This window comes from Pseudovibrio sp. FO-BEG1, assembly GCF_000236645.1.
Lineage (GTDB): Bacteria > Pseudomonadota > Alphaproteobacteria > Rhizobiales > Stappiaceae > Pseudovibrio.
Genome location: NC_016642.1, coordinates 1,409,944 through 1,432,500 on the forward strand (window position 1 = coordinate 1,409,944; position 22,557 = coordinate 1,432,500).

The following is a 22,557-nucleotide window of genomic DNA, read 5'->3' on the forward strand; positions in this document are numbered from 1 at the left end:
GTGCCTAGCCCCTCCTCAGTAAAAAAGCAAAAAACGGAGGGATCTCATGCAAGCATCACTGGCACAGCGCAGCTCCGCTGGATGGGGAAACGGCCTGCTCGGCGTTATCATTTTCAGCGGTTCACTGCCCGCAACACGCGTTGCAGTCGGCGGTTTTGAGCCATTTTTCCTGACCAGCACACGTGCAGTCATCGCCGCGCTTCTTGCAGCCGGGTTTCTGGGGCTAATGCGCCAACCACTCCCAAAACGGCAGGATCTCACATCCTTGGCTGTTGTGGCACTCGGTGTCGTGATCGGTTTCCCGCTGCTGTCGTCACTGGCCCTACAGCAAATGACGGCAGCACAGTCGCTCGTCCTGATGGGTCTTCTGCCACTCTCAACTGCAATCTTCGCGGTGGTGCGGGGAGGGGAACGACCAAAGCCGCTGTTTTGGGTGTTTTCCGGTGTGGGCAGCCTTGCCGTTGCCACCTTCGCTCTTTTGCAAAACGGTGAGGGTTCCCTGCTTGGCTCGCTCTACATGTTCGGCGCAATCATCGTATGCGGACTAGGCTATGCTGAAGGCGCAACGCTCTCCAGAAAACTGGGCGGATGGCAGGTCATCTCCTGGGCGCTCGTGCTGGCCCTGCCGGTGATGCTAATCGCATCCATCACGAGCCTGCCTGCAGAGTTTCCGCCGATAACCTCCAAAGCATGGGTCGGACTGGCCTACGTCTCCATATTTTCCATGCTGGTTGGCTTCATCTTCTGGTATCGCGGGCTGGCCATTGGTGGAGCTGCCGGTGTGGGTCAGCTCATGCTCCTGCAACCCTTCTTCGGCCTCATGCTCGCCGCTCTCCTGCTTCAGGAAAGCATCTCGTCCATGATGATCGCAGCCACCGTGGTTGTTGTAGGATGTGTTGTCGGTGCCAAGAAGTATGTGTGAATGAGGGCCGAGAGCAGGCCAAACCAAACAGCCTGCTCTCGGCTAATCTTAAATGCGGCGCAGCACCTGCATGATGGTCGCGCCCGGCTCACGCAGTGGCGTGGTGCATACGGAAAGCACACGGCCATCACAAGGCGCGGAGTACTCTGCCACAACATCACCGAAGGCATTGGTCATGGTCGCGACTGGTTGGCCCTTGGTCACATCTTGATTGAGTTTAACCAGCACACGTGCAAAGCCACCCTGATCTGCGATGACAGACACCTCTTCATTGCCCACATAAGTCTCGATGCCGAGCAGATCGACTTTGCCCACAATCATCTTGTAGTCCACCAAGGTGTTCAGGATGCCCTGTACACCGCGGCGGGTCATATCCGGATCAAACACATTGGCACAGCCCAGTTCGACCGTGAGCGATGGAATGCCAGCACGAACCAGCTCAGTTTCAACCGAACCGTCAATGCCGTCATCTTCCAAAATCTGATCCGCTGGCTGAAGCGCTGCCAGACGGCACACATCTGCACTGCGGAAGTCAGCAAACATGAAGAACGGAAAGGCTGTTCCGGTGGAATCCGTATGCAGATCCAGAAAGATATCTGCATTGTCCATGTAAAGATTATGCCACAGCGCATATGCAAAACGGCTGCCCGCATTGGAGCTTGTCGCATCGCCAGGCATCATCCGGTTGAGGTTCGTAAACGTCTGTGTCTCGTTCTGCGAAGGGTAGTAGCGGGAAGCCAGCTGCATGCCCGGAGGGTTAGCGCCCGGCACCATAATGACTGTGCCCTTCAACGTCGCCGGATCAAGATGCGGTAGCAGCTGGTGGATCACATCAACACCCTGAACCTCATCCCCATGCAGCGTCGACTGAATGAAAAGCTTCTTCCCCGGCTCAGACCCTTTAATTACGATCACCGGCACACGGTGGTAATTGCCCAGGGAGTCGGTGGTCGCTTTAAAGAAAAAACGGTGCTTACCAGCCCCAAGCTCATCAACACTGAGCTTCTCGATGACCGGTACACCATCAATGATATCATTTGTTGTTTTCATGAGAGAAACCTATCCCGCCAGCAGCGCGATGAACAAGTGAGTTTACGTCAAAGCTCACATAGTTGTTGTGAGGCCAGAGGCCAACCCTATCACCCTCATTGACTTCTCAATCCCATCGCAGTATCACGCATTGTATACTAATGTATTCATTTTAAGGTGCCTCCATGACGATTACCAGTGAACACGCATTTTCGGGCTTGCAGAAGATTTACGATCAAGCTCGTCCACGCTATCCGCAAAAGGCGTTGGAGCGGATTGTGGATCTGCTGGCAGAGTCCAAAGGAGCAGAGCAGGGGAGCCTGTTGGATGTTGGTTGCGGCACCGGCATCTTGACCCGCCCACTTCTGGAACTCGCCCCGCAGAGCAAGTTCACCGGCTGTGATGTGAATGAAGACATGCTCTCTCAGGCAAGGGAGCAGGATGCAGACTGCGCAATCTCCTGGCATCAATCCCATGCAGAACAACTGCCGTTTCAGGACAATGCCTTCCACCTGATCACCGTCGCCCAAGCCGCTCAATGGTTTGATCGGCCAAGGTTTTATCAGGAAGCACAGCGCCTTCTCATCAAAGGCGGACACCTCGTCATCATCGAAAACAACCGACAGCTGGAAGGTAGTGCATTCATGGATGCCTATGAAACGCTGATCGAGACCCACAACAGCACGTACTCCAGAGACTACCGTAAGTTCGACTATGCTCAGGAGATGGCACAGGCAGGCTTCGCAGACACGCAGATCCAAAGCTTCCCCTGGTCCCGCACGCTTTCCCACGATGAGTTCATCGAAATGGCCAAGAGCTCCTCAAAGGTGCAGGCCGCGATCAAGGCAAGTAATGAGGCCTTCCTGAAAGAGCTCAACATCATCCTGCAAGATCATTGGGCGGATGGAGAGCCGGTTGTAATCGAATACGCAACAAAGGTCTTCAGCGGACACTGCTGAGACTATTGAGAAGCTCAGGCAAATCGACCAAAGCTGCTTAAACCAATGCAAAGACTATCTTCTTAGAGTGAGGGTGCATCATAACCTGAGGGCGATCCACTGAGCATGATAGGTGGGAGCCGCAAGACTGAAACGGCCCAATGTCCTATCAGAATCTGACTGTCATTTTTGCAGTGGTCTTTTTGTACAGCGTCATGAGCAGGCGGTTGGAGCAAAAGCCGGTCAACGGAGCATTGCTGTTCTGCATCATCGGCTTTCTGCTTGGCAATGATGGGCTGGAGTGGTTTCAGGTCAAACTGACTAATGAGTCCATCAAGACACTGGCAGAGCTCGCCCTTGCCATCGTTCTGTTTACGGATGCGGCCAAAGCCAACCTCAAGGTTCTTGCAACCAACATAGATCTGCCAAGACGCCTCTTGCTGATAGGCCTGCCCCTAACCATCCTCTTCGGCATTGGAACAGGAATGGCCTTGCTGCCCGAACTGCCGATAATCGAAGTCGCCATCCTCGCAGCCCTCCTGGCGCCCACAGATGCAGCTCTGGGCAAAGCCGTCGTGACAGACCCATCCGTACCTGCAAAAATCAGGGGAACCCTCAATGCAGAAAGCGGGCTGAACGATGGGATCTGCGTGCCGATCGTGTTTTCACTTCTGCCAATTGCAGCCGACCCATCCCTGATCACCCACCTGAACAAAATGGCTGCCCAGCTTCTTGCTGAGCAGATAGGATTGGGCGTTCTTGTCGGGATAGGGATCGCCACACTGGCCGGACAGATCATTGACTATTCCTTCCAAAGCAAAGAGCAATCCAAAACGTGGGAGCAGGTGACTGTCGTTGCCCTTGCAATCTGCTGCTTCTCAGTGGCCCAAATTGCAGGGGGGAGCGGGTTCATTGCAGCCTTCGTGGGTGGCATCGTCTTCGGATGGCTGGAGAAGCCCTACAAAGAACAGCTGCTGGATTCTGCTGAAGGAATAGGAGACTCGCTCTCCCTCATGACATGGCTCATCTTCGGCGCTGCCATCATCGGCTCTGTCCTGCACGAATTCACCTGGGAAATCCTCGCCTACTCCATCCTAAGCTTGACGTTGGTTAGAATTCTGCCGGTCTATCTGGTGTTGAGGGGTGAGCCTTTAAGCACAAAAGAGAAGCTGTTCATTGGTTGGTTTGGCCCGCGTGGATTAGCAAGCATTGTGTTCGCCATCGTGGTGCTGGATGCAAACCTGCCGGGCAGTTCTGTGATTGCCTCAACCGCGGTCACCACCATCGGCCTCAGTGTCATTCTGCATGGAATAACCGCGCATTCCTTCATCAAGGCATTGAAGAAGAATTAGAGTAAGGCTGGCAAGAACAAGCCTCGCCAGCACATAATGGCCTAATCCGCCATCTTGGAGTTCAGCGCTTCATTGTTCGGGAAGTGCCGCAGACCCTCCGTCCAGATTTCTCTGGCCGTCAGAAAATCCCGCTTCCGCTCATAAATCGCCCCCAGCACAAGATAGGGGTATACATGATGCCAGTTGGACTTGGTCTTCTGCTGCGCCTCAATCATGGACTTTAGGATCTTGATGGAAGAAGCCTCCAGATCCCGCTCTTCAGAAAAGCCGTAGAGCGTTGCTTTGCCAAGCCATCCGCCCCAGCAGGTGTTATCCTTTTGCAGCGCCAGATCATAATACTCATCCGCTGCTGTCGCCAGCTCAACCATGTCGTCTTCATCATCAGACATGTAAGCACCGTAGGTCAGCAGCATGCCATACCGCGAGATGAGCTCCGGATTGCTTTTCTCTGAGATCTCCTTCTCGAACATCTCAACCATCTTCAAAAAGCTTTTGGATTTCACCAGCCGCACCACCAGAAGCTCCCCTTCAGGACTCCAGAGGGATGTGGTTTTAATCTTCTTCAGCCCCTGTTCTGGACTGACATATTGATGTGTTGCTTCGTTGCGATCCCACGAAAAAGCCCAGGGCACCCAATGATCAGCATGGGCAGGCATGCTGAACAACGCCCCGGCAAAAAGAGGCAGTGCCACAACGCAAGCGTGGGACAATCTTTTGATAATACTCATTAAATATCCATTGTATTGATATCAGTCATGGGCTTCGAACCTTCTTATTTCCTGCGAAAAATTACAGGACCTTTATTGACAGTTGTGTATTAAATGATACATATACGTATCATGTCAATACCATTGAACAACACCACTAAAGATAAGCTGCTGGAAGCAGCCGTGCGCGTGCTCAACATGCAGCCACGGGCTTCCTTGGCAGATATTGCAGAAGCCGCAGGCGTCAAACGCGTTACTCTCCACCGTGTCATTGGCACCCGTGAGGAACTGCTGCGTGACGTGGCTTTCCGCGCTTTGGAGCAGATGGATGAAGCCTGCTACACAGCCGTAAAAGGCAAGCGCAAAGCGTTTGAACAGCTCAAAGCCATTGTAGGCGCTCTGGTGCCTTATGCAGATTCCTGTCACTTCCTCTGGAAGAATCCCGACGTGTGGGATGATCCTGAAATCGCGAGAGAAATCAAGCGCCACGATCAGGAACTCTGTGACTTAATTGATCGCGCAAAGGCAGAAGGCGACATTCTCTCCTTCATTCCAAACAGCTGGATCATCGCTTCTCTGGACGCTGTTTTGTATGCCGCGGCAAGTACCGCAAAGGCAGGTAACATCGCCACCAACGACGCCAGCGCCCTTGCCATCCAAACCCTCTTTGGCGGCATAACAAAGAAGGTCAAAGGCACCGCACTGGCAGGGGCATAAGCGCAGGGCAGACAGCATACACACACGTAAGGCAGGGTGAAAACGTGATGGCTGCAGGTACAAAAATCGGGCGTCTGGAAGGGCTGGACCTTGCCAGGTTCATTGCTTTTGTAGGGATGGTGATCGTCAACTTCTCTATCGTTATGGGGGCGGAAGGGACAGGGGGCGTCCTTGGTGCCATCATCTATGGGCTGGAAGGTCGGGCTGCGGCCACCTTTGTGGTGCTGGCAGGCATCGGGCTTGGCCTTGCGGGGTTGAAGGGAGAGATCAATCTCACCATCTTCACCACGTTCAAACGCGCTGCCTTCCTGCTTGTGCTGGGCCTGCTCAACATGCTCATCTTTGATGCGGATATCCTGCATTATTACGCGTTCTACTTCCTCTTCGGTGCACTGCTGCTGCCTCTGAGCAATCGGGCGCTGGGCTGGGTCATTGCTGGCTTGGCAACCACGGCTGTGCTGATGGTACTGACGCTGGACTACGAGGCAGGCTGGAACTGGACGGATCTTGCCTATCCTGAGTTCTGGACCCCGGTTGGCTTCGTCCGCAACCTGTTCTTCAACGGCTGGCACCCCGTCATCCCGTGGCTCGCATTCCTGCTCTACGGCGTGATGCTCAGCCGCTGGTCTCTTTCCTCCGCCAGAACGCAGGACGCCCTCATGCTTGGCGGGCTTATGGCCTTCCTGCTGGTGAACGCCGTCAGCGCCTACCTGCAGCCTCTCTTGGCCATGGTAGACCCGGAACTGGTGGATCTGGTCACCACCAACCCAATCCCGCCCATGCCGTTCTATCTGATCGCCGGAATGTCCGTCGCCTCCATGGTGGTCGGTGTGTGCCTGCGGGCAGCTCCACTGCTGAAAAGCATCGGCGTCTTGGCCGTGCTCAACCCGGCAGGCCGCCAGACATTGACGCTCTACCTCGCCCACATCCTGCTGGGCATGGGCGTGATGGACGAGCTCGGCTTGCTCGGCGGCCAGACAACCCAAACCGCTTTCCTCGCCTCCGGCATCTTCTGCGCCTTAGCCGTCATCTACGCCCTCATCTGGAGCCGCTTCTTCAAACGCGGCCCCATCGAAGCCCTCATGCGCAAAGTGGCGGGCTAGAACAAACGAAGGCAGGGGAGGTGACAAACGTACACCTCTCTCGCTCAAACCACACTTGCCTCACGTTCAACCTGCAGTTACCTTCGCGTTTTTGCTTCAGGAATAGTTTAGTGCTTCAGTTATCCTCCCCTCCAAAACTGGTGATTTTTGATTGTGATGGTGTGCTCGTGGATTCAGAGAAGATCTACATCCGCATCCTGCACCAGATGATGCAGTCGTTTGGCGCACCGCTGTCCTTTCAGCAGTGCTGGGAGATGTTCGTCGGCAAAACCAGCCGTGATGTGAACGACTACCTCAAAGAGCAGGGCCTGACCGCGCCAGAAACCTGGACACAGGACTTCCACGAGCAAGCCAACGTCGCGATGGGGCAGGAAGCGCAGCCGGTTGAGGGCGTGAAGCAAGTGGTAGAGCAGCTGGTGAACGCCGGTATTCCCATCTGCGTCGGCTCCAACGGCCATCCGAAAACAGTCCGCTTGTCACTGGAAGTCACGGGCCTGCTGCCGTTCTTCGGCGAGAACGTCTTCACCGCAACGGATGTCGGCGCGCCCAAACCCGCGCCAGACCTGTTCCTGCACGGTGCGAAAATGGCAGGCATCAGCCCGGAGCATTGCGTGGTGATCGAGGACAGCGCCACCGGCCTCAAAGCCGCCGCCAACGCAGGCATGCGCAGCTTCGTCTACTCGCCGGAAAACATCCCAACCCCAACAACCCTCTTCGGCGCCCACCCCTTCCAGTCCATGACAACCCTGCCAGACCTTCTGGGCCTCGTGCCGGCCTAACCCCCACTGTCATCCCGCACCCGATGCGGGAGCCAGAGCCCCACACCAGAACCTCTCTTCCACGCATTGAGGGCCGATCCCCCCGGTGTCATCCCGGCCCCCGCGCCGGGATCCATACCCCCTGAAGCCAGCGAGCAAGCACAACGCCTGCCAGAAGGGCGTCGGGCCCGTTTGTCGTGGAAGAGAACAGCCTAACTGCACAAACACGAACAGCACCGCATGGCATCCCATGCAGTGGTGCGGCTGAAATCTCCCGAAAACCGGGATGGGCAAGGCGGCAGACAACGCCTGCGCAGTATAAGTAAATAAGTTTCTTCGGCATTGGCATGTCGCCTTGCCCGGGCGTTTTTGCAGGAGGCTAAGGCCAAACTCCAAAAGACACTGTGAATGACACTTCTCGCAGAGAAGTGACACCAGTGCTGGTGCCCTCTGGCCTGACCGGACATCCGCTATCCCTCAACACTGTTGGTGAAAGGGGAACCTCCACGGACCTGCTACAAGATACGTTACCTCTCACAGTAGCCCCACCCGGTTCATACTAGCTTGAGGGACGTTCCCCCAAACCACCCGTTTGCATGAACCTGCCTTTTAGTATGCAGCCACGCAGCAAAAGGGGCATAAGTTTTTGGAAACATCCGACACCTTGCCGTCATCCCACACAAACGCAGCGCGATGCAGGACCCAGAGCCCCACATCAGAACCTCTTTTCTGGATACCGGATCTCCACCCCGTTCCGTCCGGCATGACGGCAAGGGCGCGCATTCCGGTGTCATCCCGGCCCCGAGCCGGGATCCATACCCCTGAAGTCAGCGAAAAAGCACAGGCCATCCGCCAATCAAACACACAAAAACGCTGGCCTGCGGGCACAACTCACCCGGCCGCAGACCAGCAGGACACTCATGAAGGGCTGTGCAAGGGTGGATTCTGCGTATTCCCGAAAAGTGGAATCCGGTTTTCGGATAAGAATACGCAAAATCAAAGTCTAAAGCAGTTTATCTGTTTCAGTTTGAAGGCAAACTGCTTTAGTCGCCAGCCCTTGGAGTGCCGATCACAGTGATCTAATCTAAAGACACAATATTGGTGTTGACCGGTGGTGGAGAGGCGACGCTGCGTGTCGCGCTGTCGGATGCTCCTCTAGGGGAGAAGGTACCGAACAACGCATCAGTCAAAATTCCGCAGGTCTTATCAAGTGCCTCTAGGCGGTCAGAGAGTGCATAGTGCAAGGTGATCAAAGCATCACGCTCGCTGCTGTTCTTCATCCGCTCGCTCAGCACCAAATGCTGAACGTAAACAAGGTTCTGAAGATCAGAAACGGCAACGTTCACTTCGTCAATTTCATTTTGGAGAGTATTTGTGGCGCCACAGGCGCATGCAGTGTCGTCCATAATCAAAGCCCTCACGTGGTTGGCTGTTGAATGAACCGCACGACAAATGAGTTTTCGAAGACCCACTGGCGAGCGGGAGGTTCGAAACCTGACCACGGCAGGCGAGTTTATTCCCCCCGAAAGGGTATTGTATTCACCGCCCTTCCGCTCATAGCAAAGGGTTTGTGCCCCAGAAAAAAGGCACAAAAAATCCGCTAGTTACGGGAGCGGCTACCGCGTGGAAAGGAGGTTTCGACGCCTCACATATGAATGTGGAATGGAACACTCGAACTGTCAACGAAAAGTTGCAAAAGCCGGTAAGGTGTTGCCCCAAGGATACGCTGATAACACCCCACCCCCGTCATACCGCACGAAGCAGTACCTTCCCTCCTTCGTCATCCCGCACAAGCATAGCGCGATGCGGGACCCAGAGCCCCAAGCACAAACCTCTCACCCCGCACTAGATCCCGGATCCCCGCTCCGCTCGTCCGGGATGACGGCAATGGAGCCCCCCTCCGCCGTCATCCCGGCCCCCGAGCCGGGATCCACAGCTGCCTAGAACAAAGTGGAGAGGTTGCTCTCAATTTTGGTTGAAGAGTGCCAGCTGAAGCAACTAATGATACATGCAGCTTTGAGTTGCTTGCCAAACATACAGACTATTTCTGAGTAGAGATTAAGCGGTGTTCCCATGAAGAATGAAAAGCCAACATTTTGGGATTGGGTTCATCTGAATAGAGATGTTGATTTCACCAGAGCTCAGTGGCTAGGAGGCTTTACAGGTGCACTTTTGTTTAGCGCTGCTGTAGCCATTGTCCTTATTTGCCTGATCGGCCTTTGGCATCTTCTGGGTGCATTATTGGGGTATGGACCATTTGGCACTGACACCACGGGTGGCGCGATCAGAAATATTGGATTGGTTATAGCAGCAGCCTTCAGTGCGCCCTTCTTGGTCTGGCGATCCATCGTCGCTCAAAAAAACTCGGACACAGCAGTCCAAAGCCAAATTACAGACCGAATTAACAAAGCTGTAGAAGGTCTTGGAGCCGAGAAAGTCGTAAAGAAAACAATCGAAACACCTAAATACCAGAAGAAAGATGGAAAATGGGTGCGAGATCAAGATGGAAATCCCAAACCAGCTCTCCGCCCAGATGGTACGCCAATTATTGATAGAGAAATACACGAAAGTAGTGTTCCAAACTTAGAAGTTCGCATTGGAGCAATATATGCTTTAGAGAGAATTGCGCAGGATAGTCTTAGGGATCACTTGCAGATTATGGAAATTCTCTGTGCCTACATCCGCGAGAATGCACCCGTCTTAGATTTAGAACCGACGGAGCCTCCATTTAAGAAAGTTAGTCCTAGAACTGATATTCAAGCTGCAATCAATGTATTGGGACGTCGATCAAAAGAGCAATTATACGCTGAAGAAAAGAGCAAGTTTAGGCTAGATCTGAGAAATGCTGACTTATCAGGAGTTGATTTTCGTAACCTTAATTTCACGGCTGCTCGGTTTCATAACTGTAGGCTTGAAGCGGCTTTGTTTGGTGGATGTAACCTAACAGGTACTCAGTTTTACGGCGCACTGTTAAATTTTGCTGAGTTTGTAAAAGCTGAACTTCGTGGCACCCGCTTTGATTTTGCGGTGATGGATGGACCGAAAATGGGAGTTGGAGCAATTCATGGCGCATTTAGTGGAGGTGAGGCGATAGCGCTCGGTGATATTTACGGTATTTCTTTGATAGGAACCGACCTCAGTGCAATCGGCTTTTTGGGCGAGCCTGCTGATATTAACCTGACAATTGGTTCTGCGGATACAAAGTTAGCGCCGACAATCGAGCTTAATTGGAAAGACATCGATAAAGAAAAGAGGTTTATCCGAAAGTTACGCAATGAAGATAACGCTGCAGAAGCGCAAAAACGAGAAGAGATCATGTTTAGCCAAGTACCTTTTGCATCTTGGGTTAATCGTAACAGCCATGATCTAACTCTTCCTCGTGAAATCGAAAAGTTTCAAAAGAGGCTTGGGTTGGAGGGCTGGCCATACCAAAGCTAGGCATTTTGCCTCACTTTCTTAACCTATGCATAAAATTGGCAGGTTGCTTCTAGTTCCCGCGTCGAGCGCGGGATGACGGCGGGGAGGGAGCCTCGGCTTTGAGCATTTACACCCCGTTGCCATCATTATCGCCAGCAGGGCAGCTTGCCCGAATGATACGCAAAACAGACACTTTGTGTCTGCCGCATTGCCCTGGATACCGGATCTTCGCTTCGCTCGTCCGGCATAACGGCGAGGGGCGGTTGGGCAGGCCTTAAAGCCTCCACCGTCGTCGTCCCGCACTTGATGCGGGACCCAGCTGGAACTCACCACTGATAAAACCCTAGCCACATCACGCAGTTTGCAGGCCACATACGTATCTGCAAACTACGGCATGCCTTATTTCGTTTACATCACTGCAAGTCAGAGGAACGGTACGCTCTACACTGGTGTTACCAACAATCTGGCACGTCGGATTCATGAGCACAAAGAGAAGACCGCAACCTCGTTCACCGCTCGTTACGATGTTTCTCAATTGGTTTATTTTGAGGAGTTTGAGCGCATTGGAGATGCCATCGCTCGTGAGAAAAAGCTGAAGCGTTGGAGGCGAGCGTGGAAACTGAAGCTCATTGAAACACTTAATCCGACATGGCGTGATCTGTATCTGGATTTGGTGCAAGGGTGTTGATGATCGCTCTGGGTCCCGCATCAAGTGCGGGATGACGGCGGTGCGGTGCGTTCGGCATGTTCACCCCCTTGCATTCCCGCTGCTTTCCCTATATCTCCTCAGCCAACGCGTTCATCGGGCTTATGCTGTGGGCGCTACCCTGCTGCCATCATAACAATGACAAGGGCAGCCTGCTCGAGTGGGATGTAACACGGGCATGCACCGTGGTCCGCAGCGTTTCTAGGTCGCTTTAAAAGTCACCTCTCAAACTCCATGGATCTCAAATTTAGCCGGTCTGGCCACGTAGACGCTTGTCTGCGGGGATCACGCTGGCACTCATATTATGAGCAAGCGCCTGATCCCAATTCAGGGCGCGTGCTCCGCACATCTTGGAAGTACGAGAGTGAAGAATTTTGACGAAGCTGGCCTCGCAGAACCTATCCTGCGCGCCGTAAAAGAAGAGGGCTACGAGGCTCCAACCCCAATCCAGCGCGAAGTGATCCCGCTGATGAAAGAGGGCGAGGACATCCTCGGCATCGCACAAACAGGCACCGGCAAAACCGCGGCCTTTGTGCTGCCACTGCTCACCCGTCTGGCAGAAGACCGCAAGAAAGCAGCGCCGCACACCTGCCGCGCGCTCATTCTGGCACCAACCCGTGAGCTGGCCTCCCAGATCGCCGAAAGCGTGCGCACCTACGGCCAGTTCATCGGCCCGTCTGTTGCTGTGATTTTTGGTGGTGTGAAGCCCGGCCCACAGCTGCGCGCCCTGTCCAAAGGTCTGGACATTGTGATCGCGACCCCGGGCCGTCTGGAAGATCACATGAGCACCGGCGGCATTAAGCTGGACGCCACAACAACGGTTGTACTGGACGAAGCCGACCAGATGCTGGACCTTGGTTTTGCCCCAGCCATCCGCCGTATTCTTGGCAAACTGCCAAAAGTGCGCCAGACAGTGCTGCTCTCCGCCACCATGCCAATCCAGATCCGCAATCTGGCCAAAGAATTCCTGAGCAACCCGCATGAGATTTCGGTCGCGCCGGTGTCCCGTCCGATTGAAAAGATCGACCAGTCCGTGCGCTTCCTCAACTCCAGCTCAAAACGCGCCGCTCTGCTGGACATCCTCTCCGAAGATGACATCGAACGCGCCATCGTCTTCACCCGCACCAAACGCGGAGCAGACCGTGTCAGCGGCCATCTGGAAAAAGCAGGCCTCAGCTCAGCTGCGATCCACGGCAACAAGAGCCAGCGCAACCGCGAAAAGTCGCTGGATGGCTTCAAAAATGGCCGCATCAAAATCCTCGTGGCAACGGATATCGCGGCCCGCGGCATTGATATTGATGGCGTCAGCCACGTGGTCAACTACGAGCTGCCAAACGTGCCGGAAGCGTATGTGCACCGTATTGGCCGCACCGCCCGCGCAGGCAAAAGCGGCGTTGCCGTCTCCCTGTGTGATGCAACCGAACAGCCATACCTGCGCGATATCGAACGCCTGATCGGTCGCAAAATCCCATCTGGCGACAGTGATTGGGATGGCGCATCCGGTGACATGTCAACATTTGACCCAACCGCAGAGCCACAACGCCTCAAGCGCCACAAACGCCCGCAAAACAATCGTCGTCGCAATGGCGGTGGCGGCGGCGCAAACCGCTCAGCCGGTGGCGCAGGTCGTTCTGCTCAAGGCAAAACTGGCGAGAATGGTGCAAGACCAGCAGGCGCAAAGCCAAATGCAGGTCGTGGTCGCGGCAAGCCAAACGCAAACGCCCGTCCGGGCCAGAAAAACGGCCAGAACCGCAACCAAAACCGCACCCAGAGCGGCAGACCACGCCGCGCAAAACCAGCAGCGGCGCAGCGCTAAGTTTATGAAAAACGCCGGGGCCTCTAAAGTGTATCTCTGAAAAGTGGGCCCCGGTTTTCAGACAAAAATACGCAAAAACAAAAGCTAAAGCAGACCAAGCGTTTCAGCTAAAATGCGACCTGCTTTAGCCCCGGTTTTGCTGTCAGGCCTCGGTTGCCTCAACCTCTTCGTCTTCCGCGCGGGTGCCAAAGTTGGCAGGCGAGACGACCTCAATCAGCTCAAAATCTTCGGAATGCTCAATCTCCCGGTGGCGAATGCCAGCAGGCTGCACCACACAATCGCCCGGCCTTACCGTGCGAATGCCATGCCCCTCATACTCAAACCGCGCCCAGCCTTTCAGAACATAGTAAAACTGAAAGGAGCAATCATGCACATGCCACTGGCCCGTCGCATTGTGCCCCTCCCGCGCTTTGATCACATGCGCAACCACAGCCCCGTTGGTCGCATCCGCCACACCAAGGTCGCGATACTCAAAATAACTCCGCAACCCCCGCTCCTCAAATTCCCCATTCTCCCCCTCATTATGACTGAAGCTCTGTTCCTGTTCCATAAAGTCCCTCTTACTCATAAATCGATCTTTATGCGGGCTGTTTACTGAGAGTAAACCAGAGCCTGATTATGGCGTTGGAACTTTCTTCAATCCAGATCCACCCACACGTCATGCGAGGCCATAACTCTTGAGATGCTAACGTTTGGCCTTTACGAGCTTAATCGTACCTTGCGGGAGTTTTCGTGTACCGTGATAAAGCCGCATCGGATTGACTGTTATCGCGTCGTGATCTTCATAAATAAAACAATCTCCAACTATTTGAGTTCCTGCGTCTGTAGGTAATAGAACTGAGCCGCGTGTCACCTGACCGCAATAAACTGGAACATCTTTCATAGTTCGATCTTGGATGAATTCACTTCCTGCAACGATAGTATATTGTATAGCAGGGGCTACCTTAAAGCGGGCGGTTTTTTGGAAAACTATTTTGTCATAACCATTGGCAGTCGGTGTTATTAGTTTTCCCTGAGGTCCAGCACAGCCCGTGACAGCTGCAACCACCAAGAGAGTTGATATAAGCTTCAGTTTCATAAACGATTCTCACCCCTAATAATAAGATAGTTATTTTTATATATATTTAAAGTTGTGCAATCAGCATGGTGCTCGTCAGCTAGATCTTCTGTGAACCCAAGGCAGAATGGCGCAAATGTCTGCTTTCGGCCGATTTTCTCGCAGGCATGCCTCGGCAGAGAATTCTGTACAGGGTATAAGTCGACTAGAGATAAAGAAAACTGGCGGTGGTGAAGTAGACCAGCACGCCCAGTACATCATTGCTGGTGGTGATGAAAACGCCCGTTGCTGCAGCGGGATCAATGCCGATTTTGTCCAGTATTACCGGCACTGTTGCCCCCACCATGGCTGCCACTGTGGTGACGATGACCAGTGAGAGCGCCGCCGTCAGCGCGAGCCATACCGGATCGTGGATCTCAAACAAAATGGCCCCAATGCTGATCAGCACCGTCAGCACACTGCCCGCAATAAATCCGTTGGAGATCGCCCCGCAAAACTCCTTCCAGAGCCGGAACAAGGTGCTGCCCGTCCAGATAGATCCAGTCGCAATGCCCTGAACTGCAACCGCAGAGGCTTGCAGGCCTGAGTTGCCCGCCATGGACATGATCACGGGAATAAACGCCGCCAGAATGGCCGCTTTCTCTAGTTCATCCTCAAAAGATCCAACCACCAGCGCGGCCACAGCAGAGCCTATTAGTCCCGTCATAAGCCAGGGCAACCGGCCTTTGATGATCCGGCGCACAGAATCCGTCGGGCGTGCTTCTGGTGAAACACCGCCCATCAGCATCAGGTCTTCCGAAAGCTCCTCGCGTGCAATCTGGTTCATCTGCTCAGTGGTGATCCGGCCAATCAGCTTGCCGTCGCTGTCAATCACCGGCATGGAGGAAATCTGCCGCTTGGCTGCCTTGCGCAGCACATCCTCCTGATCCATCTCCGCAGAAACCGCCAGCACATTGGCATCCATCACATCTCCAATGCGGGCCTTGGGTTCCAGCGTCAAAAGGCGCGTCACATCCAGCCGTCCCACCAGCCGGTGCTTGGCATCCACCACAAACACGGTGCGGAACCGGCCCACCAGATCATACTGGCTCTTGATCGCAGCAATGGCTTTCCCGGCAGTGTAATCCTCGTTAAACGCAACAAACTTGCGGCTCATCAGACGTCCGGCGGTGTCCTCTCCATGTCGTATCCGCTCCTCAATCTCCGCCCGTGCATCCAGCTGTGGCACTACAATATCCAGAAGGCTTTGCGGAAACTCGTCCAGCGTATCCGCCAGATCACTCTCCTTCATGGTGTTGAGGATCTCCACCAGCCGTGCCGTAGTCCCATCCTTGAGCAGTTCCGCCCGAAAGTCCGGATAAAGCTCAGCCAAAATCTTGGTGGAGGGGCGGATGGGCAGCAGCGCAAACAGCTTGCGTGCTTCAGGCAAGGGCAGGGCAGTCAGCAGCTGCAAAAGGTCTGTTGGGGACCACTTTTTCAGCCGCTTCACCAATGGGGTGGTGTCGTCCGCGCGCAACTGATGGCGCACCCGCTTCAGCACCTGTTTGTTGTGCTCATGCGCTGCTGTATCTGCCTTACTGCTCCACTGGAGTGGCTTCTTGTTCTTGGCCATCCTCCGCACCTTCGTCTGGGTACGTTCGCTGCTTGCCCAGACCATGCCTCAGCGAAGTAAATCTCTCCCTAAGAACAAGCAAAACCAACCAGCTGAGAGCATCCCTAAAGTTTTCAAAGAATACTGCAGCCCGCAAAGAGGAAGCCTTTATAAAATCTGAGCTATGAGGGACAGTGGACTGGCAGATCAACTTGCCTCTGCCAGCAGAAAAATGACGCAGGACAGCGTTTACATATTGGAAAATCTCCGAGAAAGATGTGCCATGCTCAACCGGATCTCTCCAAAACTGTGCGTTCAGATTTTAGCTGCATCGTTTCTTTCACTTTTGGCAACCGGTTTTCTGATCAAGTCTTCATACGCCCAGGACAGCTACGCTCAGGCAGAACCGCACGAAGAGCTCACCGGCGCCGGCTCCATGTATCCGGATGTCCTGTTCAACGAGACTCTGCGGCTCTTTAAAACCTCCAATCCGGATATCGAAGTCAGATACGACCCCATCGGCAGTGGCGCAGGTGTGCTGGCCCTGCAATCGGGCAAGGTGGACTTCGCCGTCTCCAGTGCACCGCTGGAAGCTATTCTGGAGCAGGATCTGGATGTGGACGCAGCGGATGAGCCCGTCGCCATTGAAGACAAACTGCTGGAAATCCCAATCACCGCAGGCATGCTCGGCATTCTCTACAATATCGAGGGGGTAGGGCACCTTAAGCTCACCCGCAACGCCCTATCTGGCATCTTCGACGGCTCCATCCAGTTCTGGAACCATCGTGAAATCCGCATGGTGAACCCGGACCTGCGCCTGCCGAAACTGAAGATCACCATTATTGGCCGCAGTGATGCCAGCGGTGCGAACCTGGCACTCTCCAGACATCTTTACTCCGCAGAAAATGCGTGGGCCGGTAAAACTGCTGGCATCTGGCCGCTGGAAACCTTCCCGAAAGACACCATCCTCGTCCCCAGCTCCTCTGAAGTCGTGACCAAACTCACGGAGATCAACGGATCCATCGGCTACGCGCCTTCCGCCTTCGGCAGCACGCTCGGCATTCCCATGGCGCTGGTCGAAAATCAGAAGGGCAACTTTGTAGCTCCATCCTTAAACGCAGGTGAAGCTGCTATCGAAGAAATCAGTCGCAGTGGAGAGCCGCTGTCCATCGATGAGATCCACAATCCTGAATCTCCAAGCGCCTATCCCATCATCTCATTTTTCTGGCTGGTGACGGAAGACGTCTACCCTGACGAGAAAACCGGCACCGCCGTGCGTGAGTTCGCCGAGTTCGTCTTAAGCGGACAGGCAAGAGGCGCCGCCATCTCCTCCGGCTATATCCCGCTCCCATCCAACATGCGCGCCGCCGCTAAAAAACTAGCGGCAACCATTCATTGATGCAGTGAAGATCATGAGCTTATCGCTCATATAGAAGTGCAAACAAAAAAAGCGGCAGAGAATACTCCGCCGCTTTTAAAATGCTTGATGTAACTTTGTCTTACTTTGGTTCGCTGCGCAGACCTTTGACGATCGCGAAACATGCGCCCAGCAGGACAATCGCAAACGGGAAGCCGGTGGAAACGGTCATCGCCTGCAGACTGGAAAGACCGCCACCCAGCAGCAATGCAATCGCAACAAGACCCACCAGAGACGCCCAGAAGATGCGCTGCTGAACCGGTGCATTCACCTTGCCACCTGCAGTGATGGTGTCGATCACCAGAGAACCGGAGTCGGAGCTGGTGACGAAGAAGGTGATGATCAGAACAACGCCCAGAACAGAGGTGATTTCAGCCAGCGGCAGGTTGCTCAGCAGTTCAAACAGCTGAATCTCAGTCGCCGCACCAGCAATCTTGCCAAGGGTGGTGGTTGCTTCCAGCTCAATCGCAGTGCCACCGAATGCAGTCATCCAAAGGGTAGTCACAACGCTTGGAATAACCAGCACGCAGATCATGAACTCACGTACGGAACGGCCACGGCTGATGCGCGCAATGAACATGCCCACAAACGGTGCCCAGGAGAACCACCAGGCCCAGTAGAAGGTTGTCCAGCCCTGACGGAAGTTGTCATCCACGCGGCCAACCGGGTTGGAAAGCGCAGGCAGGTATTCCAGATAAGCTTCCAGGTTCCAGAACAGCTTCTGCAGAATATCTAGTGTTGGACCTGCCAGCAAAACGAAGCCCAGCAGCAAAGCAGCAGTAATCACGTTGAAGGTGGAAAGGTGTTTGATGCCCTTATCCAGACCCAGAACAACGGAACACAGTGCAATAGCAGAGATCGCGATGATCAGCAGAACCTTGGAGGTTGTGGTGCTTTCCATACCAAACAGATGCTGCAAACCAGCATTTGCCTGCTCCGCGCCAATACCCAGAGAAGTCGCCAGACCAAACAAAGTCGCAAACACAGCCAGAATATCAATCACGTGACCCGGCCAGCCCCAAACGCGTTCACCCAGAATAGGGTAGAAGATGGAGCGGATGGTCAGTGGCAGACCCTTGTTGTAAGCAAACAGCGACAGACCAAGAGCGATCACAGCGTAAGTCGCCCATGGGTGCAGACCCCAGTGGAAGATGGTTGCGGCCATGGCAAGGCGTTCTGCTTCCGCACCGTTCAGCGCTTCACCGCCCAAAGGCGCCCAGCTGCTACCAGAGGTGATGGAAGAGTAATGCCCGATTGGCTCAGCAACGCCGTAGAAGACAAGGCCAATGCCCATGCCAGCTGCAAACAGCATGGAGAACCATTCTGAGTAGCTGTAATCTGGTTTTGCATCTCTGCCGCCGATCCGCACCTTCCCGAGTGGAGAGACAATCAGGAAAAGGCAAAGCAACACGAAAATATTGCCGGCAATTAGGAAAAACCAGTCAAAGCTAGAAGTCAGCCACACACGAAGATCGGTGAAGACCGGCCCAATAGCGTCTTTGTAGAGCAGAGTAATTGCAACAAAAATTGCAATCGCAATACTGGAGATAGTGAAAACCACGTTGTGAACGTCAAACGGAACACCAGCGATTCGTGGTGTAATATTGTCCTGTCCAACTTCGTAGTCTGTATCAATAAGATTAGACGGCCCTTCCGGGGCCGGGATGAGATCTGCGCAGGTTTGATCAGTCATACTGGTCCTGTTTTATTGGCAGACATCCACACGTGCAGCACCGAATGCGCGCGTTGCATGGATTGAGTAGCTCAACCAAGAGCCAAAATCCGCTTGTTTGCCATCTGCCGCGAAAACTCAAGGGCGAGTCCATGATCACTGCCAGAGATAAAGGGCCCAAACAAAGGGGCGAAGCTGGCAACGCGGTTGCTCCCATGGCGGAAGCACAGATGGATAGTGGCGCCAAACAGCGAAAGTGATCAGGCCATGTCAGAAGGCCGACGCTGATGGTGAAGTGATAGACACCACTTGATGTGCGCGAAACCTACAAATTTAGATGCATTGCACACAAGCGTAAAACTACGTATGGCTGGGGATAGCTTTTTCAACCTTGCCTGATCGTGCAAAAGCAACGCCAGATATAAAAGGTTCCTATCCCACATCTCTCAGGTTGCAATCTCATTATTCCAAAACCGTATTCCTCACGGTGTCGAACATGGTCTGATGTAAAGAGTGGTAGACCCTTTGTTACTGAGAGCAGAAAGAGAAACCCAGCTGCAGGAGCTGGGTTTTGCTGTTTTATGCCAGTGACCACTTCGCCACTATGTCTTCTGCGCCCTTCAATAGGGCTGCATCATAGGTGCGTTCAGTAACGGCAATGTTCTCTTTCACCTGCCATTCCTGATAGGCGCCGGTGATGATTGGCCCAACAGCATCCTGTGCCATCAGCCAACCCATAGCCAGATGCGCCAGCGGCATGCCTGCTGTTTCCGCATAAGCTTTCAACTCATCAGCACAGCCCAGATACTGTTCCAGTAGCGGTGAGTTGAGTTTCGGATTGTTCGCCCGGTCATCTTTCTCATCAAAATTACCGCTCGGCTTGAATGTACCTGTCAGCAGCCCCTGCATCAGCGGGCTATACGGCAGGTATTTAAGATCATGCTTTTCACAAAGTGGAATGATCTCGTCGCGGCTGCGATAGCTCAGCGGAATATTGTGATAGTGCGTGGCATTCGGCTCCAGCAGATTATAAAGCCCTTGGTAAGTCGCCAGTTCACAATGCTGCATCAGCTCCTGCGTCATCTCCAATGAGAAGTTGGAGACGCCCAAATGACGAACCTTCCCGCTCTCCACCACGGCACGCAGCCCTTCAGCTGTTTCTTCCAGCGGCGTGTTTGGGTCAGGCCAATGGCACTGCAAAAGGTCAATGTAATCTGTCTGCAAACGAACCAGTGACTGATCCACCTCTTCAATAATTGAGGCTTTGGTCAGGTTGTTTTTGACGGCTTTTTCCGGGTTATTCCAAACCAGCCCGCATTTGGTGGCAATGTAAACCTGCTCACGCGCGGTGGTCTCAAGCGCTTTTCCCAAAAGCGTCTCGGCATGGCCAAGGCCATAAACCGGAGCAACATCAAAGAAGTTGATGCCAAGCTCCACAGCAGTCTGCATGGTTCGGATGGAGGTTTGATCCTCAGTATCGTTCCAGGTGCCGCCCACAGCCCAGCAACCAAACCCCAGAACAGAGGTATTCATTTCTTTCAAAGCTTTGAAAATCATTCTTATTTCCGTGATTAAAAATCTCCCGAAGCGAAGGGAGCACACAAACTCAATGATGACAATGCGCCATAACCGCCTTTCCAGACCTGACTCTGAACAGCAGAAGCTCTCCAAATCTGCAAAGACTGAGGTAGAAACGGGGATAGATCTGCAAGGGGCGGGGATAAGATAGGATAGAAGGGGAATGAGTTCGTGTTAGGGGCAAGAAAAGGCTCTTCTCTATAAGGCACGAACAGCGGCTCTCAAATCGAGGCAAACCACTCTGCATCTGCTTCAGAACAACATAGCAACGCAGAAAAACGCGGTTCAACGCAAAATCACGCAAACCAACGCAAACGACAGATCCTATATAAAGGAAGTGGTCTCAGAGACAGGCTAAGCTATGGAAAGCGGCTTAGCTCTGTGCCTTGTTGCCTTAAACCTCCAGAAACATAAGAGCCCCATCTGTTTGACCGGCGCCATTCTGTAAAGGCACAGATCTCGCCAAAGTACCCTTCGCTCCATAATCCACCAACTCAACCATCAACCCACTCATATTCTCAAGCAAGTTCCCAAGCTGCTGTGCATCCAGAACATCAGCTGGCAAAGTGCATTCCAAATGCACCAGCCCATCCTCCACGCTTATATAAGAGTACCCCATCAGGTCCCGCTCCCGGTTGAGGCCAAGCCAGAAGGAGTAATCCTCTTCAGAATGGATTTGGCAATCAATCACACCGGAAAAAGTGAAGGAACCTGTCTCAGGATAATACTCAAGCTGCCAAACGGTGCCGTGTCGGTCGGTGAGCTTTACGGCGTTTTGCTGATCCAGACGGAGAGAAAGGCCCCATTTCTCACCAAGTTGGGTCAGCATGGAGTTAAACTGGTTTGCCATGTCGTCTTACCTTCTCATCGCCCTATGCATAATCACCAGCTGCGGACTTACGCTCAAATACAGCTTGGGCCCGCTCAAAGCTCAGGTTTTGAATGGTAGGGAAGGTGTCCTGCAAAGGCTCCTTGGCATAGTCAGTCCAGGCTTCCTTATCGTTGCCGAACAAACCAACAGCAAAGAAAAGATATTGAACCGCTTCCTCCGGTGTTTCCGGCGCACGGCTGGCAGGGTTCTTGGCATATTCAGCAGCGCCTACATCCGTTGAAGCATCCAGTCGCTGGTGGAGATCCGCAGCCGTAGCCCGATCAAAGCTGTGTTTTTGTGTGTCGATGACTTTTCCGGTCCAGGACTTCAGATCAGAAACCATCGACTGAAGGCAAAAGTTCTCACTGTACATATCGCGTGCAGTGTGAGCCTTCAGGAAGGAGTGCATATTGTCCCGGCGGGAAAGGACGTTGATCAACCCGTCGGGAGCAGATTTGAAGCCCTTTCCGGTTTTGACAATATCTTTGAGTGCTGGAGACTCTTCGATCTTGATCATCAACACGTTGAGTTTCTCAGTCGTTCTTTCAAACGCACCTGCCATCAAGGCTCTGGAACCGCCGTGTCCGGTTTCAATCAGATCAATTAGGTCACTGACGAGTTCCCGCTTAGCATCCCGGCGCTCTTCAACCCGGCTCTTCACATTCTGAAGTTCGGATGTCTCACCAACTTGAGCAAAGCTCTGTTTATGAGAAGAGGAGGGCCGCAGTTGATCATCTGCCGGTTTCCCCGACCGACTGACACTCTCAGCGCTAAGAAATGCCCCATCTGCAATACCGCCCTGTACGGCTGCGCCATCAGTGAGGGGAGGAACACCAAAAGCACCACTGACTGAGTTTGAGGTCGACGTAATATCCATCTGCGCACCTTCCACGTTGAAGTAAGTTT

At 53.6% G+C, this 22,557-nt stretch carries 20 protein-coding genes; 10 read left to right on the forward strand and 10 right to left on the reverse strand.

The genetic code is table 11. From position 1 onward, the window contains the following. The first annotated feature begins 46 nt into the window (after positions 1–46). Positions 47–922, forward strand: a complete 876-nt coding sequence (locus PSE_RS06475; protein ID WP_014284123.1) for a DMT family transporter — start codon at positions 47–49, stop codon at positions 920–922. 48 nt (positions 923–970) lie between these two features. On the opposite strand, the gene PSE_RS06480 is transcribed toward PSE_RS06475, so the two are convergent. After that, positions 971–1,972, reverse strand: coding sequence for a succinylglutamate desuccinylase/aspartoacylase family protein (locus tag PSE_RS06480; protein WP_014284124.1), 1,002 nt, complete (start codon positions 1,970–1,972; stop codon positions 971–973). A gap of 164 nt (positions 1,973–2,136) precedes the next feature. On the opposite strand from PSE_RS06480, the gene PSE_RS06485 reads away from it, so the two are divergent. Both PSE_RS06485 and PSE_RS06490 read left to right on the forward strand, forming a co-directional pair. Continuing rightward, complete coding sequence (locus PSE_RS06485; protein WP_014284125.1) at positions 2,137–2,910, forward strand: class I SAM-dependent methyltransferase; 774 nt, start codon at positions 2,137–2,139, stop codon at positions 2,908–2,910. 140 nt (positions 2,911–3,050) lie between these two features. Further along, the gene (locus PSE_RS06490; protein ID WP_014284126.1) at positions 3,051–4,241 is read left to right on the forward strand and encodes a sodium:proton antiporter; all 1,191 of its coding nucleotides are present in this window, start codon (positions 3,051–3,053) and stop codon (positions 4,239–4,241) included. A 41-nt stretch (positions 4,242–4,282) separates the two neighbouring features. On the opposite strand, the gene PSE_RS06495 is transcribed toward PSE_RS06490, so the two are convergent. Continuing rightward, complete coding sequence (locus PSE_RS06495; protein WP_208998102.1) at positions 4,283–4,969, reverse strand: hypothetical protein; 687 nt, start codon at positions 4,967–4,969, stop codon at positions 4,283–4,285. A 111-nt stretch (positions 4,970–5,080) separates the two neighbouring features. Between PSE_RS06495 and PSE_RS06500 the strand changes: the two genes are divergently transcribed. From PSE_RS06500 to PSE_RS06510, 3 genes are all read left to right on the forward strand, one after another. Beyond that, positions 5,081–5,665, forward strand: a complete 585-nt coding sequence (locus tag PSE_RS06500; RefSeq protein ID WP_208982468.1) for a TetR/AcrR family transcriptional regulator — start codon at positions 5,081–5,083, stop codon at positions 5,663–5,665. 47 nt (positions 5,666–5,712) lie between these two features. After that, positions 5,713–6,768 carry a DUF418 domain-containing protein gene (locus PSE_RS06505; protein ID WP_014284128.1) on the forward strand — a complete coding sequence of 352 codons (1,056 nt, stop codon included), beginning with the start codon at positions 5,713–5,715 and terminating at the stop codon, positions 6,766–6,768. A 110-nt stretch (positions 6,769–6,878) separates the two neighbouring features. Beyond that, entirely contained in the window at positions 6,879–7,547 is a 669-nt protein-coding gene (locus PSE_RS06510; RefSeq protein WP_041768068.1) for an HAD family phosphatase, read from the forward strand. 1,058 nt (positions 7,548–8,605) lie between these two features. On the opposite strand, the gene PSE_RS06515 is transcribed toward PSE_RS06510, so the two are convergent. Continuing rightward, on the reverse strand, positions 8,606–8,932 hold the full coding sequence (locus tag PSE_RS06515; protein ID WP_014284131.1) for a hypothetical protein: 327 nt from the start codon (positions 8,930–8,932) through the stop codon (positions 8,606–8,608). A 667-nt stretch (positions 8,933–9,599) separates the two neighbouring features. Here PSE_RS06515 and PSE_RS06520 point away from each other — a divergent pair. The 3 genes from PSE_RS06520 to PSE_RS06530 all read left to right on the forward strand — a co-directional run bounded on the left by PSE_RS06520 (position 9,600) and on the right by PSE_RS06530 (position 13,465). Next, a complete protein-coding gene (locus tag PSE_RS06520) occupies positions 9,600–10,964 on the forward strand; it encodes a pentapeptide repeat-containing protein (protein ID WP_014284132.1) in 1,365 nt (454 codons plus the stop codon). Between the two features lie 373 nt (positions 10,965–11,337). After that, complete coding sequence (locus PSE_RS06525) at positions 11,338–11,631, forward strand: GIY-YIG nuclease family protein (RefSeq protein WP_014284133.1); 294 nt, start codon at positions 11,338–11,340, stop codon at positions 11,629–11,631. A gap of 382 nt (positions 11,632–12,013) precedes the next feature. Next, positions 12,014–13,465 (forward strand): DEAD/DEAH box helicase, encoded by a 1,452-nt coding sequence (locus tag PSE_RS06530; protein WP_014284134.1) that lies wholly within the window; start codon positions 12,014–12,016, stop codon positions 13,463–13,465. A 142-nt stretch (positions 13,466–13,607) separates the two neighbouring features. Here the strand turns inward: PSE_RS06530 and PSE_RS06535 are convergent, their stop codons facing one another. The 3 genes from PSE_RS06535 to mgtE all read right to left on the reverse strand — a co-directional run bounded on the left by PSE_RS06535 (position 13,608) and on the right by mgtE (position 16,134). Continuing rightward, a complete protein-coding gene (locus PSE_RS06535; RefSeq protein ID WP_244421362.1) occupies positions 13,608–13,952 on the reverse strand; it encodes a cupin domain-containing protein in 345 nt (114 codons plus the stop codon). A 198-nt stretch (positions 13,953–14,150) separates the two neighbouring features. Then, on the reverse strand, positions 14,151–14,543 hold the full coding sequence (locus tag PSE_RS06540) for a hypothetical protein (RefSeq protein WP_041768070.1): 393 nt from the start codon (positions 14,541–14,543) through the stop codon (positions 14,151–14,153). A 184-nt stretch (positions 14,544–14,727) separates the two neighbouring features. After that, positions 14,728–16,134: a magnesium transporter gene (mgtE, locus tag PSE_RS06545; protein WP_014284136.1), complete on the reverse strand. Its 1,407-nt coding sequence runs from the start codon at positions 16,132–16,134 to the stop codon at positions 14,728–14,730. 262 nt (positions 16,135–16,396) lie between these two features. Between mgtE and PSE_RS06550 the strand changes: the two genes are divergently transcribed. Continuing rightward, positions 16,397–17,512 (forward strand): extracellular solute-binding protein, encoded by a 1,116-nt coding sequence (locus tag PSE_RS06550; protein ID WP_148266093.1) that lies wholly within the window; start codon positions 16,397–16,399, stop codon positions 17,510–17,512. Positions 17,513–17,612: 100 nt separating this feature from the next. Here PSE_RS06550 and PSE_RS06555 read toward each other — a convergent pair whose 3' ends face one another. The 4 genes from PSE_RS06555 to PSE_RS06575 all read right to left on the reverse strand — a co-directional run bounded on the left by PSE_RS06555 (position 17,613) and on the right by PSE_RS06575 (position 22,528). Then, entirely contained in the window at positions 17,613–19,223 is a 1,611-nt protein-coding gene (locus tag PSE_RS06555; protein WP_014284138.1) for a BCCT family transporter, read from the reverse strand. Positions 19,224–19,781: 558 nt separating this feature from the next. After that, positions 19,782–20,759, reverse strand: coding sequence for an aldo/keto reductase (locus PSE_RS06565; protein WP_008552783.1), 978 nt, complete (start codon positions 20,757–20,759; stop codon positions 19,782–19,784). 415 nt (positions 20,760–21,174) lie between these two features. Continuing rightward, positions 21,175–21,630 (reverse strand): type III secretion system chaperone, encoded by a 456-nt coding sequence (locus PSE_RS06570; RefSeq protein WP_014284139.1) that lies wholly within the window; start codon positions 21,628–21,630, stop codon positions 21,175–21,177. Between the two features lie 22 nt (positions 21,631–21,652). Beyond that, positions 21,653–22,528 carry a hypothetical protein gene (locus PSE_RS06575; protein WP_051125886.1) on the reverse strand — a complete coding sequence of 292 codons (876 nt, stop codon included), beginning with the start codon at positions 22,526–22,528 and terminating at the stop codon, positions 21,653–21,655. Between the last annotated feature and the right edge of the window lie 29 nt (positions 22,529–22,557).

What these genes read in the sequence shown, in the direction of transcription:
- PSE_RS06475 (WP_014284123.1), top strand. Translation starts at nt 47, where the DNA reads ATGCAAGCATCACTGGCACAGCGCAGCTCCGCTGGATGGGGAAACGGC.
- PSE_RS06480 (WP_014284124.1), bottom strand. Translation starts at nt 1,972, where the DNA reads ATGAAAACAACAAATGATATCATTGATGGTGTACCGGTCATCGAGAAG.
- PSE_RS06485 (WP_014284125.1), top strand. Translation starts at nt 2,137, where the DNA reads ATGACGATTACCAGTGAACACGCATTTTCGGGCTTGCAGAAGATTTAC.
- PSE_RS06490 (WP_014284126.1), top strand. Translation starts at nt 3,051, where the DNA reads ATGTCCTATCAGAATCTGACTGTCATTTTTGCAGTGGTCTTTTTGTAC.
- PSE_RS06495 (WP_208998102.1), bottom strand. Translation starts at nt 4,969, where the DNA reads ATGAGTATTATCAAAAGATTGTCCCACGCTTGCGTTGTGGCACTGCCT.
- PSE_RS06500 (WP_208982468.1), top strand. Translation starts at nt 5,081, where the DNA reads ATGTCAATACCATTGAACAACACCACTAAAGATAAGCTGCTGGAAGCA.
- PSE_RS06505 (WP_014284128.1), top strand. Translation starts at nt 5,713, where the DNA reads ATGGCTGCAGGTACAAAAATCGGGCGTCTGGAAGGGCTGGACCTTGCC.
- PSE_RS06515 (WP_014284131.1), bottom strand. Translation starts at nt 8,932, where the DNA reads ATGGACGACACTGCATGCGCCTGTGGCGCCACAAATACTCTCCAAAAT.
- PSE_RS06520 (WP_014284132.1), top strand. Translation starts at nt 9,600, where the DNA reads ATGAAGAATGAAAAGCCAACATTTTGGGATTGGGTTCATCTGAATAGA.
- PSE_RS06525 (WP_014284133.1), top strand. Translation starts at nt 11,338, where the DNA reads ATGCCTTATTTCGTTTACATCACTGCAAGTCAGAGGAACGGTACGCTC.
- PSE_RS06540 (WP_041768070.1), bottom strand. Translation starts at nt 14,543, where the DNA reads ATGAAACTGAAGCTTATATCAACTCTCTTGGTGGTTGCAGCTGTCACG.
- mgtE (WP_014284136.1), bottom strand. Translation starts at nt 16,134, where the DNA reads ATGGCCAAGAACAAGAAGCCACTCCAGTGGAGCAGTAAGGCAGATACA.
- PSE_RS06550 (WP_148266093.1), top strand. Translation starts at nt 16,397, where the DNA reads ATGCTCAACCGGATCTCTCCAAAACTGTGCGTTCAGATTTTAGCTGCA.
- PSE_RS06555 (WP_014284138.1), bottom strand. Translation starts at nt 19,223, where the DNA reads ATGACTGATCAAACCTGCGCAGATCTCATCCCGGCCCCGGAAGGGCCG.
- PSE_RS06565 (WP_008552783.1), bottom strand. Translation starts at nt 20,759, where the DNA reads ATGATTTTCAAAGCTTTGAAAGAAATGAATACCTCTGTTCTGGGGTTT.
- PSE_RS06570 (WP_014284139.1), bottom strand. Translation starts at nt 21,630, where the DNA reads ATGGCAAACCAGTTTAACTCCATGCTGACCCAACTTGGTGAGAAATGG.
- PSE_RS06575 (WP_051125886.1), bottom strand. Translation starts at nt 22,528, where the DNA reads ATGGATATTACGTCGACCTCAAACTCAGTCAGTGGTGCTTTTGGTGTT.